The organism is Slackia piriformis YIT 12062, assembly GCF_000296445.1.
Lineage (GTDB): Bacteria > Actinomycetota > Coriobacteriia > Coriobacteriales > Eggerthellaceae > Slackia > Slackia piriformis.
The window spans coordinates 173,964-189,139 of the sequence record NZ_JH815199.1 but is presented as its reverse complement, the minus strand read 5'-3'; the positions used below and the strand labels follow the sequence as shown (position 1 = coordinate 189,139).

Annotated in this window: 16 protein-coding genes and 1 pseudogene; 7 read left to right on the top strand and 10 right to left on the bottom strand. The window is 56.5% G+C overall.

The window, feature by feature from the left end; translation table 11 throughout:
- Nucleotides 1-116: 116 nt before the first annotated feature.
- Both HMPREF9451_RS08710 and htpG read right to left on the bottom strand, forming a co-directional pair.
- Nucleotides 117-1,805: a helix-turn-helix domain-containing protein gene (locus tag HMPREF9451_RS08710; RefSeq protein ID WP_148508776.1), complete on the bottom strand. Its 1,689-nt coding sequence runs from the start codon at nt 1,803-1,805 to the stop codon at nt 117-119.
- Nucleotides 1,806-1,974: 169 nt separating this feature from the next.
- Nucleotides 1,975-3,921 (bottom strand): molecular chaperone HtpG, encoded by a 1,947-nt coding sequence (gene htpG / locus HMPREF9451_RS08705; protein WP_009139926.1) that lies wholly within the window; start codon nt 3,919-3,921, stop codon nt 1,975-1,977.
- Between the two features lie 288 nt (nt 3,922-4,209).
- On the opposite strand from htpG, the gene HMPREF9451_RS10165 reads away from it, so the two are divergent.
- From HMPREF9451_RS10165 to HMPREF9451_RS08695, 3 genes are all read left to right on the top strand, one after another.
- Nucleotides 4,210-4,551, top strand: a complete 342-nt coding sequence (locus HMPREF9451_RS10165; RefSeq protein ID WP_232204116.1) for a helix-turn-helix domain-containing protein — start codon at nt 4,210-4,212, stop codon at nt 4,549-4,551.
- A complete protein-coding gene (locus HMPREF9451_RS08700) occupies nt 4,452-5,159 on the top strand; it encodes a substrate-binding domain-containing protein (protein ID WP_232204115.1) in 708 nt (235 codons plus the stop codon). Before HMPREF9451_RS10165 ends, HMPREF9451_RS08700 begins: the two co-directional genes overlap by 100 nt.
- Nucleotides 5,160-5,465: 306 nt before the next feature.
- Nucleotides 5,466-6,584: a 5-methyltetrahydropteroyltriglutamate--homocysteine S-methyltransferase gene (locus tag HMPREF9451_RS08695; RefSeq protein WP_009139924.1), complete on the top strand. Its 1,119-nt coding sequence runs from the start codon at nt 5,466-5,468 to the stop codon at nt 6,582-6,584.
- A gap of 78 nt (nt 6,585-6,662) precedes the next feature.
- Here the strand turns inward: HMPREF9451_RS08695 and HMPREF9451_RS08690 are convergent, their stop codons facing one another.
- Complete coding sequence (locus HMPREF9451_RS08690) at nt 6,663-7,457, bottom strand: helix-turn-helix domain-containing protein (RefSeq protein ID WP_009139923.1); 795 nt, start codon at nt 7,455-7,457, stop codon at nt 6,663-6,665.
- Nucleotides 7,458-7,787: 330 nt separating this feature from the next.
- Here HMPREF9451_RS08690 and HMPREF9451_RS08685 point away from each other — a divergent pair, with 330 nt between their 5' ends.
- From HMPREF9451_RS08685 to HMPREF9451_RS08680, 3 genes and pseudogenes are all read left to right on the top strand, one after another.
- A complete protein-coding gene (locus HMPREF9451_RS08685) occupies nt 7,788-8,000 on the top strand; it encodes a helix-turn-helix domain-containing protein (protein ID WP_009139922.1) in 213 nt (70 codons plus the stop codon).
- A 2-nt stretch (nt 8,001-8,002) separates the two neighbouring features.
- Nucleotides 8,003-8,299, top strand: a pseudogene (locus tag HMPREF9451_RS10280) (HipA N-terminal domain-containing protein); the annotation flags it as partial.
- Nucleotides 8,300-8,404: 105 nt separating this feature from the next.
- The gene (locus tag HMPREF9451_RS08680; protein ID WP_232204114.1) at nt 8,405-9,289 is read left to right on the top strand and encodes a HipA domain-containing protein; all 885 of its coding nucleotides are present in this window, start codon (nt 8,405-8,407) and stop codon (nt 9,287-9,289) included.
- A gap of 95 nt (nt 9,290-9,384) precedes the next feature.
- Here HMPREF9451_RS08680 and HMPREF9451_RS08675 read toward each other — a convergent pair whose 3' ends face one another.
- Both HMPREF9451_RS08675 and HMPREF9451_RS08670 read right to left on the bottom strand, forming a co-directional pair.
- Complete coding sequence (locus tag HMPREF9451_RS08675; RefSeq protein WP_009139920.1) at nt 9,385-9,573, bottom strand: helix-turn-helix transcriptional regulator; 189 nt, start codon at nt 9,571-9,573, stop codon at nt 9,385-9,387.
- Between the two features lie 25 nt (nt 9,574-9,598).
- Nucleotides 9,599-9,913 carry a DUF6442 family protein gene (locus tag HMPREF9451_RS08670; RefSeq protein WP_009139919.1) on the bottom strand — a complete coding sequence of 105 codons (315 nt, stop codon included), beginning with the start codon at nt 9,911-9,913 and terminating at the stop codon, nt 9,599-9,601.
- Nucleotides 9,914-10,141: 228 nt separating this feature from the next.
- On the opposite strand from HMPREF9451_RS08670, the gene HMPREF9451_RS08665 reads away from it, so the two are divergent.
- Nucleotides 10,142-11,380 (top strand): ATP-binding protein, encoded by a 1,239-nt coding sequence (locus tag HMPREF9451_RS08665; protein ID WP_009139918.1) that lies wholly within the window; start codon nt 10,142-10,144, stop codon nt 11,378-11,380.
- Nucleotides 11,381-11,511: 131 nt separating this feature from the next.
- Here HMPREF9451_RS08665 and HMPREF9451_RS08660 read toward each other — a convergent pair whose 3' ends face one another.
- The 5 genes from HMPREF9451_RS08660 to HMPREF9451_RS08640 all read right to left on the bottom strand — a co-directional run bounded on the left by HMPREF9451_RS08660 (nt 11,512) and on the right by HMPREF9451_RS08640 (nt 14,839).
- On the bottom strand, nt 11,512-12,279 hold the full coding sequence (locus HMPREF9451_RS08660; RefSeq protein ID WP_009139917.1) for a GyrI-like domain-containing protein: 768 nt from the start codon (nt 12,277-12,279) through the stop codon (nt 11,512-11,514).
- Between the two features lie 168 nt (nt 12,280-12,447).
- Nucleotides 12,448-12,855 (bottom strand): MmcQ/YjbR family DNA-binding protein, encoded by a 408-nt coding sequence (locus tag HMPREF9451_RS08655; protein WP_009139916.1) that lies wholly within the window; start codon nt 12,853-12,855, stop codon nt 12,448-12,450.
- 159 nt (nt 12,856-13,014) lie between these two features.
- Nucleotides 13,015-13,875 (bottom strand): hypothetical protein, encoded by an 861-nt coding sequence (locus HMPREF9451_RS08650; RefSeq protein WP_009139915.1) that lies wholly within the window; start codon nt 13,873-13,875, stop codon nt 13,015-13,017.
- Nucleotides 13,876-14,009: 134 nt separating this feature from the next.
- Complete coding sequence (locus tag HMPREF9451_RS08645) at nt 14,010-14,495, bottom strand: PIN domain-containing protein (RefSeq protein ID WP_009139914.1); 486 nt, start codon at nt 14,493-14,495, stop codon at nt 14,010-14,012.
- Complete coding sequence (locus tag HMPREF9451_RS08640) at nt 14,486-14,839, bottom strand: type II toxin-antitoxin system RelB/DinJ family antitoxin (protein WP_009139913.1); 354 nt, start codon at nt 14,837-14,839, stop codon at nt 14,486-14,488. The genes HMPREF9451_RS08645 and HMPREF9451_RS08640 overlap by 10 nt, the downstream gene beginning before the upstream one ends.
- Between the last annotated feature and the right edge of the window lie 337 nt (nt 14,840-15,176).

Genomic DNA, 15,176 nt, shown 5'->3' with positions numbered 1-15,176 from the left:
TTTCTATTGGATACGCTTTTAGCAAGCGATGTCACCATAGAAAAACATCAGAGAAATTCGTGTCTCAAAGTGGGTGAATCCGCGGAAAAGTGGGTGATTCAGAGCGTCCGCCCAGTTCATTCAGCCCCAATGCTATCTTCGCAGTAACTGATGAGATCTTGGCGCGTATGTATCCCAGTAGCTCGGTAGATTCGCTTGACATGCGACCTAACGGTATTTTGGGAAATAAACAGCGTCTCGGCGATGGCCGGTACGTTTTTCCCTCGCAAAATGAGGTCGAGAATCTCGGCCTCTCTTTCGCTAAGGCCATGTCTCTGCTTCACGATATCGACTGCTCCGCTAGCATAACGAAGCCGAGAAGCAGGCTGCTCCTCCTGGTGTTGCTCTTCACTCTCAGAAACGTATTTGGAATCCACCTCAGCCTCGTGATGCTGCGCTTCGCTCCTGCGCCCGCGTGCAATCAAGAAGGTCATGCTCAGAACGTACACGCAGAAAAATGCACCGAACACCGTCAAAAGCTCGGTAGAGCTCTGCGTATTCAAAACCTTCGGCATGAGGTTCTCCATAAAAATATTCATCGCGGCAAGAATGAGATACCCGATTGCATAGAAAGATTCGAAAGGCACGTTTTCGTCACGCGAAAAGCGAACAGCGTCCGAGCAGTAGAGCGCATTGGACGCAGCAAAATAGAGGCTCGACCCTATGAACAACATGACGAGGGTGTACTCATGCCCTGCAAACGGAACGAAGAGGAGGGCGGACACCAAAACAGGAGTCACATATTGAAAGAATTTCGTCGAATGAGGGCCCTTAAAAAGATTGAGCACCAGAAGCGATAGGAGTCCCGCAGACAGCTGAGCGAGACAAACGATGAATAATTGCATCTGAGGCTGAAGCATATCCATCAGGCCGAGGTAATTGATTGATGGCGCAATGATTTGCAAAGCCATTACGCAAATAAGGACATCCGCAAATTTTTTGAATGTAATTAGATGCTGACGAGCAACATCTACGAGACCGCTCTCGATGTGCCTCTTTACGGACGACGTTTCGGAGCTCGAACGATCAAGAAGGGCGAGGAGCGCACTCAGCAAAACCAGACCGCCGATAATCAGGGGTTTGGGAGCCTGCAGCGCGAAGCAGCATATGGCGTTTCCTCCCGCCGCAATAAATAAAGCAACGGGAAAAACAATGCCCGGCGAAAGGGACTTTAGAGAAATGTACGTCATCCAATAAATAGAGGAACACGAGAAGGTCCAGCCAACAAAAAAGGCCATCACAAAGAAGGGCAGCCCGCCTGTCCTCCATAGCCCTCCAATAGCAATCGTTGCAGCAATAGCAGCACCACCCACGATGAGGCTGGGAGCCCATTTCCCACTGGTTCTACTCACGACCGAAATGACAGCCCTCACCAGAATACCGAACAGCATGCCAGCGGCTGCGGCCAAAGGATAGACAGAAGCGATTTCTGGGCTTACAGGGCCGAAAAGCTCTCCACTGGCGAATGCGGAATTGCCATTCCAAACTCCTACTCCATAAAGAACCATACCGGTCCCGAGGCCCAGGGATGCATAAAGATACTTTGTAGGAAATTCCATGGGGACTCCGTTGCGCCATTGCGGATTCAACAAAGGCTGATTGTATAGCATTTCTTGATTGGCGCTATTCGGGCCACACGGAACAGCGTTTCCATGCGGCAGTTCAAATCGGCCCGACCAGCGCAAATGGACACGAAACGAATGCACGGCTGAAGCGCAAAGGATCGCGGCAAAGCTCCGAGCGACAACAGTACCGCAGCGGAACAAACTCCCAGGCTACCTCAATGCAGGCGAGAGGCGCCCTCGCCGTCCATCCGCTCGCTCCAGGTTTCGATTATGGAGTACACTACGAGAAACCTTCGCGGCATCCGGAAGACGAGGGCGCCTCGCAGCCGGATAATTCCGTTGCGACGGCCAGCAAGCCGCCGCAATTCCCTTATTTCATCAACTTGGCGATTTCGTTAGCAAATGCCACAGGATCTTCAAGCGGCATACCCTCCACAAGAAGCGCCTGGTTGTACAGCAAGCTTGCATAGCTTGCCACCTTGTCAGCATCGCCCGCTTCCTGTGCTGCCTTCAGCGTTGCGAAAATCGGATGCTGCGCATTCACTTCAAGCACACGCTGGCTCTTGATCTCTTCGCCGCCGTCAGGCATCTGGGACAGAATCTTTTCCATCTCAAGCGACACGGGGCCTTCGGCCGTGATGCACGCCGGGGCATCCTCCGCGGAAGCAAGACGCGTGGACACGCCCACTTTCGACACGTGGCCATCCAGGGCGTCCTTCATGGCGCCAAACAGGCCCTCGTTTTCCTTAGCGGCTTCTTCGGCGGCCTTCTTCTCGTCCTCGGTCTCCAGGCCAAGATCGCCTGACGCCACGTTCTTCAACGGCTTTTCGGTGAACTCTTCGCCCTCGGCGGCAGGCTTGCCATAGCCCATCATGGCCTGGAAGCAGAATTCGTCCACGTCCTGCGTGCACAGAAGCACGTCATAACCCTTGTTCATGACAGCCTTCACCACGGGCATCTTGGCCAGGCGTTCCACCGATTCGCCCGCCGCATAGAAGATGGAATCCTGACCCTCGGGCATAGCGGCCATGTACTCGTCGAGCGTGATCATCTTCTGCTCCTTTGCGGAATAGAACAGCAGCAGATCCGCCAATTCGCCCTTGTTCATACCGTAGCTGGTGTAGATGCCATACTTCAGACCGCGGCCGAACTGCTCGAAGAACGCCTCGTAGGCTTCGCGGTCGTTGTCGCGCATAGTGGCCAGTTCGCCCTTGATCTTCTTCTCGAGCTTCTTGGCAATCGCGCGCAGCTGGCTGTTATGCTGCAGCGTTTCGCGAGAGATGTTGAGCTGCAGGTCCTGGCTGTCCACCACGCCGCGCACGAAGTTGAAGTAATCGGGCAGAAGCTCCTCGCACTTCTCCATGATCATGACGTTGGAGCTGTAGAGCGCCAAGCCCTTCTTGAAGTCCTTGCTGTACAAATCATACGGCGCGCGGCTGGGGATGAACATGAGCGCATCGTAGGTCAGAGCGCCCTCCGCATGCACCTTGATGGTGCGCACCGGATCAGCGAAATCGTGGAAATCGGACTTGTAGAACTCGTTGTACTCCTCCTCGGTCACGTCAGACTTGCTGCGCTTCCAGATGGGAATCATGGAGTTGATGGTCTCGGTTTCGGTGTAGTGCTCGAACTCGGGTTTATAGTCATCGCCAGCATCTTCGGGCTTGGGCAGCTCGCGCGTCTTGTCGCACTCCATCTGAATGGGATAGCGCACGTAGTTGCTGTACTTCTTGATGAGGTTCTTCAGGCCCCATTCGGAAAGATACGTATCGTAGTTCTCTTCGTCGGCGTTGTCTTTGAGGACAATTGCCACATCGGTGCCGTGGCCGGAGCGCTCGGCAGCTTCGATCGTGTATCCTTCGACGCCGTCGCTCACCCAGCACCACGCCTCGTCGGAACCGAAGGCGCGCGAGGTCACGCGCACCTCTTTGCCCACCATGAAGGCGGAATAGAAGCCCACACCGAACTGGCCGATGATGTCCACGTCGTCGCCCTGGGCCTCGGCATTGTCGGTCTTGAACTCAAGGCTGCCGGAATGCGCAATGGTGCCCAGGTTCTTTTCAAGCTCGTCCTTGGTCATGCCAATACCGGAGTCCGACACCGTTACGGTGCGGGCGTCGCGATCGAAAGACACATGAATAGCCAGCTCGTCCTTGCCCACCTTAACATCGGAATCGGTCAAGCTCTTGAAGTAAAGCTTGTCCACGGCGTCAGACGCGTTGGAGATAAGCTCGCGCAGGAAGATTTCCTTGTTGGTGTAAATCGAGTTGATCATGAGGTCGAGCAGCTTTTTGCTCTCTGTCTTGAATTTCTTCATAGAATGAAGCCTTCTTTCATGCATCGCGCGGGCGAGCCCGCAACGTTATTACCTTAGATGACGAAGCGAACGAAGCCGCATGCGACGGCGTTGCGGCGTGACCCGCTGCGGAACGGTGATGCGGGGCGGCAGCCCAGCCACGCGCCCTTCTTCGCTACACTCTTTAGCACTCAAGACGCATGAGTGCTAAAGAGGATTGTAGTACCAGCCTTCACGCTGTCAACCGAAGCTCGGAAAGGCTCCATGCAATGTTGACGTTTTGTTGCGAAGGAAAGCGATTGCGCGATAATGCCAACGACACACCGGAGGAAAGAGGATGTCGTGAAACTCCAGCAGCTCAAATATCTTGTCACCGTCGCGGAATGCGGCAGCATCACCGAAGCCGCGCGACGGCTGTTCGTCTCGCAGCCGAGCATTACCGCGTCAATCCGAGATCTTGAGCGCGAAATGGGCGTCACCGTGTTCGAGCGCACAAGCAAGGTGTTATCGCCACCGACGAAGGCCAGACGTTTCTTGGGTACGCTTGCCAGGTGCTCGAGCAGGCGGAGTTGCTCGAAGAGCGCTATAAAAACAACGCCAAGCCCTCGCCTCGTTTCGCCGTATCGTGCCAGCATTACTCGTTCGCGGTGAACGCATTCGTCGACGTCATTCGCGCCTTCGACGCGTCGCATTACGATTTCACGATTCGCGAAGAGCAGACGCACGAAATCATCGAAGACGTGGCGCGCATGAAAAGCGAACTGGGCGTAATCTACCTGAGCGACCGCAACCGCGAAGTCATCGGCAAGATGCTGCGTGCCGAAGAGCTGGAATTCAAGCCGCTGTTCACCGCCGCGCCGCACGTGTTCGTCTGCTCGTCGCATCCGTTGGCGGGACGCGCCTCGGTCACCTTCGACGACCTGGACGACTACCCTTATCTTTCCTATGAGCAGGGTGACTTCAATTCGTTCTACTTCTCGGAAGAGCCGGCATCCACCCTCGATCGCCGCAAGAACATCCGCGTGCGCGACCGTGCGACGCTGTTCAACCTGCTCATAGGCCTCAACGGCTACACGGTGTGCTCGGGCGTGATCAGCCACGAACTCAACGGCGAAAACATCATTGCGCTCCCCCTCGAAGCGGACGAACACATGGAAATCGGCGTGATTACCCGCAAGGGGACAACGCTTTCTCGCTACGGCAAAGCGTATCTCGAGGCAATCCGCAGACACGTCCCGGGCGACGCCGGAGACGAGTAACGCAGGCGCATCGGGCGTGTTCGGGGGTTCGAGGCGGCCAGCGCGCCGCGTCCCCAAAGCCCTCGACGCTCGTGAATCCGTTGCGACCCCTTTCGGCGTCCAAGGCCTCGTCGCTGCAATCCGCTGCGGCATCCCTTTCGACACACGCGGCCTCATCGCCGCAATCCCTCCCTACCGCCCATCGTCCTTTGCCATAGGTTTTTCCTATGGTATATGCCTATTTTCTTGTATTTCCCAATTGCGCGCACAAACGTCATACTCCTCAGCATCGAACATTCCACCGCACATCCGATGAGAGGATTCACCATGACCAAGCCCGCCACCTGCCACTATGATGTCGTCGGCAGCTTTCTTCGACCCGCACGCCTTAAGGACGCTCGCGCCCAGCACGCTGTCGGCACTATCAACGATGCTGCGCTCGAAACCGTCGAGAACGAATGCATCGCGGAGCTGATTGAAAAAGAAAAGGCTGCAGGCCTGCCGTTCCTCACCGACGGCGAATTCCGCCGCTCCTACTGGCACCTCGACTTTATGTGGGGACTCCATGGCGTCGAGCACGTCGAGCTCGACCACGGCTACTTCTTCGTGGGCGAGGAAACGACCAAGGGTTCGGCCGTCCTGACCGGAAAGATTACGGGAGAAAGCCATCCCTTCGTCGAACATTTCAAGTTTGTTCAGCAGTTCGAAAGCGAAGGCCACGTGGCCAAACAGACCATCCCCGCCCCTGCCCAACTTGTACTTGAGCTTTATCGCGACGAAGCAGCAACCGAGCGCACGAAAAGCTTCTACCCCGACGAAGACGAGCTGCTCGCTGACATCGGCGCCGCGTATCGCACCGTGATTGCCGAGTTGTACGCTGCAGGGTGCCGTCACTTGCAGTTCGACGACTATACCTGGGGCGCGCTGGTCGACGAAGGCTTCCAAGCCGCCATCCGCGCCACGGGTTCCACCCCGGAAGCCGAAGCTGAGAAATACCTGCGCGTGAACAATCTGGCGCTCGAGGATAGGCCCGACGACCTGATTGTCACCACGCACGTCTGCCGCGGCAATTACCACTCCACGTACGCCAGCAGCGGTCCGTACGATTTCGTGGCGCCCGTGCTGTTCGCCCATGAAAACGTGGATGCGTTCTATCTTGAATTCGACGACGAACGCTCCGGCGGATTCGAGCCGCTGAAGCATATCGCCGAAGGTAAAGAGGTCGTGCTGGGGCTCATCACCACGAAGCGAGCCGAGCTTGAGGACAAGCAGACCGTCATCGACCGCATCCACGAAGCGGCAGAAATCGTGCCGTTGGAGCGTCTGAGCCTGTCGCCGCAGTGCGGTTTCGCAAGCTGCGAAATAGGCAACAAACTCACCGAAGACGAGCAGTGGGCGAAGATCGCGCTCGTCAAAGAAATCGCCGAAGAGGTGTGGGGACGCTAAGACGTCCTACCGACGACGCAACGAACGCGCTGTGGCGCAGAAGCAGATAGATGCATCTGCGCCACAGCCGATCAGAGATCATTTCGGCTTCCTTACGCGCTGCGGAAGGGCTTGGTCGGCCCTGATTCGGCCGAGGTCCGTTTCATAAGGGTCGACCGCCTCGGGAATTTTGTCGAGCATGCCGACGCCTTGGCATACGCGCAAAAACGTCTCGAAGCTCACGGACGGGTCGCCGTTTTCGAGACGAGAAAGCGTTGCGCGCGAGACGGAGACGCGGTCGGCAAGCTCTTGCGCCTGCGCGTAGTTTTCGTCCTGCATCGCTTGCGCTATCAGCACGCCCGTCGCCATTTCGCGCGCGGCAGGTTCGGCGCTTGACGCAAGACGGCGGTAGTTCGCATCGATTGTCGAACGATATTCATCCTGATCGTCAGCCGATTCCGCAGACACAACGCCGCCCGACGCCTCACCCGCGCCGCCCTCGCCGCCGCCTTCGGATGCCCCGTAAAGGGACAGCGCCCCGTCAAGATACATCGTCAGAATGCAGGCGAGCTGGTCACATGCGGGATATTCGCGCATGGCATCGACGGCGTAGCGGAAGCCGGCATCGTAGCCTTCTTCGCGCACAAGGCGGTCGGTCTCGCGCTGGATCGCAAGGTTTTGCTCGGCAGTGATGTCGTCTTGAAACGAGAGCAGCGTGTTCGCGTCGGTCTTCAACAGGCGCGCAAGGACAGGGATCAGCGTGATGTCGGGATAGCTCGCCCCGCGTTCCCACTTGTTCACTGCGAGCGTCGAAACGCCCAGGCGCAATGCCACCTGCCCCTGCGTCATGCCGAGTTCGAGGCGTTTCGTGCGAATGACGTCGTTGATTTTCATGGTTGCCCCTTCGATCGGAAACATTTCGGTCGGCGCGCCGCACCTTTATTTGACCAGATGAGCAAACGGCTCGCAATTGAATAAATGTCGCGATACGTGTGCGAGAAATTGACCGTTGGTTAATGCGCGGACACCTCTGCTGCCGTACTCCCTGGCTTACGAATGCTGGAATTCGAGATGCGGCCGAAGCGGCCTCCCTTTCGGTCGCGCCCGCGCATTACAGTAAATTTATGCGAACGCATAAAAAGATACAGAAGCCGGCTTGATTTATGCGTTCGCATAAAATACAATTTGCAAAACCATCATTTATGCGAACGCATAAGGAGACTCATGATTCACGTCGAAAACACGCAGGAAATCGGGCGAATCATCCGCGAAGAACGCCGGCGTCAGGGCTTCACTCAGGCCGAATTCGCCGGGCTCGCGAACGTCGGCATCACCTATCTCTCCAATCTTGAAAACGGAAAGCCCACCGCCGAAATAGAGAAAGCCATCCGCATACTCACCATGCTCGGCATAGACCTTTATGTAGAAAAGAGATAGCGATGCGAACCCTTGAGATTTTCCGTCTTCTCTCCTGCAAGCCATGCCTTATAGGCAGAATATCGCCTAATGAAAGCATATTCGAATACGACGCATCGTATCTGGAAAGCCCCGACGCCCAACCCTTATCCCTCTCCCTCCCATTGAGACGAGAGCCATTCAAAGAGGCGCAATTCAAACCATACTTCGAGGGGCTTATCGCAGAAGGAGCCGCACGGCAAACCCTTGCTGCTGAATTGCAGACGTCAGAAAGCGACTATCTATCCATACTGGAACCCTGCGGGCGTGAGTGCATCGGCGATATCGTTGTGCACGAAGAAAGGCAACCCTTTGTCGGCGTTCCCGAGTCGTACGAAGCTCTGTCGAAGAGTGAATTCAAGGCCCTCTTTAAAAACGATTGCGAGATGGCAAACGAGAGCATCGCTTCTCGTCTCTCCCTCGCAGGAACCCAAAACAAAATCGGACTGGCGCACCTGCCGTCAGCCGCCATGGACGAAGGCTGGTTCAGACCTCAAGGATTCGCGGGGACGACTCACATACTGAAAACAAGCCACCTTCTCGACGTGCCCGAGCTTGAATATCTTTGCATGAAAACCGCAGCACAACTTGGAATACCCACAGCCAAAGTCGCCCTTCTTGATTTCGGAAAACCAGTTTTAGTCGTTGAGCGATTCGACCGCATTGTCAGAAATACCGAAAGAAATATGCAGGTCACAAGACTCCATCAGGAAGACCTTGCTCAGGCGCTCGGCATTACACCCGGGTCGAAGTATGTCGAACTATCCGGGAGCACCGTTTCATGCATCGCGGAACTCCTGAAACAAGAAAGCGCTCAACCAGCACGCGACGTCATATCCTTCGCGCAGCAAATCTGCTTCTCGTATCTGATTGGAAATTGCGATGCCCATCTCAAGAATTTTTCGATTGTCTATCACGAAGGGAGGGGGAAGGGAAAGCCCCGGACCTCGCTAGCGCCCGCCTACGATTTCGTCAGCACCACATATTTTCCGAGGTTCAGCCGCGACATGGCGTTCGCGCTAGGGGGAGAACGAGACATCGACGCAATATCGCCCGACAATTTTCACGCGTTGGCCCTTCAGCTTGGCATTTCGGAATCATCGCTTCGCAATCTGGCGAAACCGCTTGTCAATGAGATCGTCCCTGCCTTGCGAAAAGCAGGGAACGGACAAATGGGGGCGGTTCTTGAATCAACCCCTTATATTGCCGACCGACTTGAAGAAGACCTCCAGCCCCGCCTTGACGTCTTGCGTTCATTTTGCGGCGTCTAGGTGTTAAGTGCCGATAGGTCGCCCCTATCGCTGATGCGCAACACGAACGGCGGCCCTCGCATGCGCTGCGCGAACGCCTTCGTGCCACTAAGCCCTTAAAAGTAGAAAAGCTCCTCGAATTTTTTGTCGAGCGCAATGCAAAGAATGAGCGCAAGCTTCGCCGTGGGGTTGAATTGCCCCGTTTCGATGGAGCTGATTGTGTTTCGGGACACCCCCGTCAACTCGGCAAGCTGCACTTGAGAGAGACCACGCTGACGGCGCGCCTCTCTCAGGGAATTCTTCAAGACCAACGATTCCTTCATGGCTGCATCAACCCGCAATCGCATAGGCGCATAGCGACCCGATAGCGATAACGGCGTATAGCATCGTCACCAGAAGTGTCCATCTCGACCTGGTCTTATTCCATTTATAGGCGTTCGCGGCGACAAGGTACACGAATAGAATGGCAAGCAGGTCGTACGGGTTCCCACCCTCGGAGAACATGCGGATGAGAAAGACGCAGACGACCGCCGCCGCAACAGCGATTATTCCCCAGGTGCCGGCCTCGTCGGCCATCCTGCGCTCACACTCGTCCCAACGCCGATTTTCCAAGCGACTTTGAGCGAGAATTTCGTCCCTATCCATGGCTGTCCCCAATCATGCCAAGTTTTATTGTCCCGCAAGTATAAAGATGCCAATAAAACTTGGCAAGAATTCATTTCTGACGAAAGGACACGCAGCGCGAGACACTACAACAAAACGTCAGATTTACTCGATATTTTGTATTTTCAAAAGCAAATTGTCAGGTTGACTCGACATTTGTATCTTATATACCATGATTGTCGAGTTGACCTGACATTTTTTGGAGCAGCCATGACCGCATATGTTCATCGACCGTTTTACGAGAACGAGCTTCAGCAGCACAAGAGCAGCACCGATATCAAAGTAATCACCGGCGTGCGCCGCTGCGGCAAATCTTCCTTAATGGGCAATCTTGCCGAACAAGCGCAAGCCGACGTCGGAAAGGCCAATGTCTTCTATCGCCGCATGGACCAATTCGGTATTCCCCTTTCCCCCACGGCAGAATGGCTCGAACGGGAACTCGCCGACGCACTGTCGAAGCGAAACGCCGACCGCATGTTCTACGTATTCCTCGACGAAATACAGGATGTGTCCTGCTGGGAAAAAGTGGTGCGGCGCCTGCATACCCAAGAAGACATCGACGCTTACATTACGGGCTCGAACGCACACGTTCTCTCGTCCGACCTTGCCACGTTGCTCGGCGGGCGCTACGCGCAAATCCTCGTGCAGCCTCTTTCGTTTGCGGAATTCCTCTCATTTGCAAACGCACGGAACGTCACGTTCGCAAACATCGATGCCGCGTTCGCCGAATACGTACGATACGGCGGCATGCCCGCTCAGTTCGACCTGCCCGAGCGTACGGAAGAGCAGCTGGCCGGCCTGCTCGAAACCATTTACGAGACGATCGTGCTCAACGACGTGGCCATGCATGCCTCCATCGCGGATTTCGACCTTCTTTCAAAGCTCGTTCGCTCCACCTTTTCCACGTCGGGAAATCTTTATTCCACCCGCGCCGTCGTGAACACGCTCGCAAGCGCAGGGCGTAAGACTTCGTCGGAAACCGTCGACAATTACCTGAAGGCTCTTTTCGACGCTTTCATCCTTGACGAATGTGAGCAGACGGGCCTTGCAGGGAAGCAGGTGCTCAGGCCGCAGAGGAAACTCTACCCTGTCGACAACGGCCTGAGAAATGTCATGACCCGCTTCTCTCCCGGCGATTTCGGCGCACAGATTGAATGCGTCGTTTTCAACGAGCTCAAACGCCGCAAGCTTCATCCGGAAGTGGGTGTCCTGCGCGCGGGCGAAATCGACTTCGTTGCTTACGGAAAGAATGGAGAAAAGGAATATATCCAGGTCACCGCCTCGATGACAGACGATGTCACATACGAGCGAGAGCTCGCCCCCTTCGAAGGCCTACCCGATTCCTTCCCGAAAACCGTTCTCACGCTCGACCACTACCGCACGGGAATCACGGAAATGGGCGTGCGCATCGTCAACCTCATCGACTGGCTGCTCGAAACGGACGTATAACCGACCTGAAAGATGATGGGCTATCGGCCATGGTATGGCTCACCATGCTCGTCATAGACCTCTATGCAGAAAAAGAGACAGCCACGTAAACCCCAGCGAGTCCCGCTCAGCAATCGCGAAATAGCAAACCCCTACGCACGGCGAACGGGGTGGCGAATGACCGTCTTAAGGTTTTCGGGCTTCGTGCGGCGCGGATCGCCAAGATAGATCTCATGGTGCAGCCGAACACTCGGCACGGCGCCGTTCGCATCGAGCGCAGCCAGCACGGCAGCAGCGTCAAACGCGCCAGTGGTTGCATGCCCCTCGGGCGATTCGCCACCTTCGGCAATGTCGCAGATCAGCTTTTCGTCCTGCGTATACGCCGTCAGTTTTGCGATGGTCTCGGGCTCGTCATCGTACGGTCCACGATGCATAATTTGGATGCATGGCCCCTCGGCAAAACGAACCAAACGCGGAACCCCTTCCGCGCGCCCTCCCGATACCGCTTCACAAGCCTCGGCCAAAGCGGGCTTCTTTTCAGCCAGTTTTGCGCATGCCCACACGAACACGTCGGGCGTCACGAAGTCGGGCTGACGAATGAGCGAAACCCACGAAAGCGCTCGCTTATCGACGATCGAGGTGCCGTCGAATACGCCTGCACCCGCCCACCATAGACCCTCGAGCGGCGGCACCACGTAATCGAAATACCCTTCGGGCTGACAGGCGCCCATCTTCGACATTTTCACCGTATACGAAAGTCCGTAAAGTAGCTCGATGGCCTGAGCATAAGCACCACCGGGCTCATTCGGATCGCCCGTTCCCGCCACAGCAAGAAACGTCATCGGGGGCACTTCGACGAAAACCGGATTGGCCTTCGGCATGTAAAGATCTTTGTATTCCTTCTTGAAATCGAACGGCATGAAAACCCCTTTCTGGTCGGTAGTCGGCGGGCATGGAGCAGTCCGTCCATTCCAAGCGCGGCCGTTTTCAAGAAGAAGCGCGACGACACAGCGGTTGGCGGACAACCTGACATCGCCACCCCAACGGCCGAAGACCGCCGTCAAGACGAAACGGACTCGCAATTGCGCCTAAAAATCCGACGACGTTTGTCCGGCCGCAGCCGCAATCTCTCGCTGTAATTTCTTGGTCAGCTTCGAAAACACCAGTTCGTAAGAATGGTCGCACAGTTCCATGAGCAAACCGTCAACCACGTCCGCATCAAGGTCGATCGATACCCAATTGCGCTTATCCATATAAAACCCCGGATAAACGGCGTCGGGAAACTCCGCGCGCAGGGCTTCGGCCCATGCGGGATCGCATTTCAGCGTCAAAAGACGACGCCCTTTATACGGCTCCTTATGCTCGGGTCCCACCGTGAATTCAGCAGCGAACATCTTGCCGCCTACCAGGTAGCGCCACCACTCCCATTCGGCCTTGAGATCCTTTTCGGCACCGGGCTTGGCACGCAAATATGCATCGGCTTCTGCAGTATTCATCGAATCCTCCTGACAACATGACGCGCTCATCCTACAAAAGGAAATCGGACAATGCATGGCCTGTTTCGAAATAAGACACGAAGCAAAACAACAACCAGGCAAGCGCGTTCCCAGGCAACAATCGACGCGGCCCCGCAACCGCAGGCATGGCAAGCCCGCCTAAAGAGGCTCTGCCGTCACGAGCGTTTCAGTACGCGGATAAAACACGATGCGAATCCTGTCCCCCGCAGCGCATGTCGAGAAAAACTCGACTTCATCGCCATCGGTCGATGCCAGCTCTATGCGATGCAAGGCCGATTGGCCAACACCGCCACGAACCTCCGCGAAATCGACCTCCGTTGCTTCGCCCGAGAAGCCTCCCTTTCGAGCATCGCCGCCGCGCTTCACCGCATCCACCTCGACGATCGACGCCTCGATGTCCTCAGGTCCTGCCGTCACGTCAATCGCCAAAGATGAAAAACGAACGACCCCGAGCGCAAGCGCAGCGCAGGCCAGCATTGCAACAGCCACGATAATCGCGCCGCTTATCACACGGCCGCGCAACAGCACGACATTGCAACGGACTCCGAAGCGCGCGCGAAACGCGCGCCACGCAAGCACGACCCAAGCAATCATCGCCACCGCGACCCCCGCGACAAGCACTATACGAGCAGCCCCATACGGAAGGAAGCCGGAAACCGCAATCCCAAGCGCCCATACTCCGACAACGCCCGCCACTTCCAAGACCGCACACAGCAGCACGGGACGCTCAGCTTTGAATGCTTCTTTGTAGGAAAAATCCAATCGCTGATTGGGACCTTTGGCCCACGCATCGCGCAAAACCATTCCCGTCAAAACGGCACAGACGCCACCGAGAAGCACCGCCGCCAACACCATCGATGCGGCGCTCGCGGCATACGTAACCAACCCAGCCATGCCGACGCGCGAAGCCGCTCGAGAATAAAGGATGCACGCAACAGCGCATACCGCCGCTATCCCTGCCGCGATGCGCGTTTTATGCGAAAAATTCGACTTCACCACCTACCGGCCCCTTTCCAGCATGGCACGCACGGTCAACCATCCATTTCCGCACCAGCGCGGAACCGAACGCCTTGCTCCCGATGCGCATGGCGCCCTTTGGTGACGCCGCAAGCATAGACGCAGCGAAAACGCCGCTACCGCGCGAGCGCAAGCAGCGCCAAGGCGCGCTCGGGAGTTATGCATGCTTCGGGAGCAGCAGTAAGAAGCGGCTTATCGTTGGTGACGATATAATCGGCCTTCGCCGTCTCCCCCGCCGCGACAATCAGATTATCCTCGAAATCGCCGAACGTCGAACGCAGCATTCGGGCAAGCTCGCATTCCGCATGCGACAAGGGGGCAGCCGTAGCCAGTTCCATCATGCGCTCGACGCACGCCCATGCCGCCGGCCGATACGACGCGGACGCTTTCCCGCCGCCGGATCCATCAGTCGAACGAAGGCGACGAGGAATCAGATAGAACAGGTCTTTCGCCGACGTCGGGGCGTACAGCAAATCCGTCCGACCGTCCAACCCCGCTTCGATAAGCCCTTGAATTGCCTGAAGGCTACGCCCTTCGCCCATGAAGTAATCGAACCACACATTCGTATCGAGCAACAGCCGAGATGCGCGCATTACCGACATCGCGCCTCCATCTCTTCGAGCATGCAGTCATACATATCGTCGCGCAAGCGCTCTCGGTCTTTTTCCGGAAGCGGCTGATTAGAGGGGCGATACCCGCATGATTCGGCCGCAACGCGAACCGCAAGCCCAGCACCAGCAGCGGCGCGGGAGGCAGCAGATGACGGGCACTCACCCCGAACGTCGCGCTTCTCCATGAACGGCGGAACCGCCTGATGCTCGGCGGCATAACGCCAAACGGCCCTTACCACCTCGCTCGAGCTATAGCCGTTGCGCGAAAAAACGGCATCGCCGCTCTGTTTGAGGGCAGCGTCGATACGCGTGTTGAGCTGGACTGCCGTAGCCATATGCGCCCCTTTCTCTTCAAGATGCTAGCAGTATAGCACCACTTTTCAGGCATGGGCACCGAAAGGAACGAGGCCGAAAAGAATGGGGGACACCCACCGAATAGCGCCACACTGCCATTCGGCCTTGAAACCATTTTCAGCGCCGGGGCGAGCGCGCAAATACGCATCGACTTCCGCAAGTTCTATCGCAACCTCCCATGAGCGCGACCCGCCCATCCTGCGAGACGAAATAGGGCAAGGCATGACCCGCTTAGCCCAAAGAGGCAGATTCGCGCACCTACGAACAGCCGGCCGCAAGTCTTCCAGATTGCACGCCGCTGCAGCACCTGCCGCGATG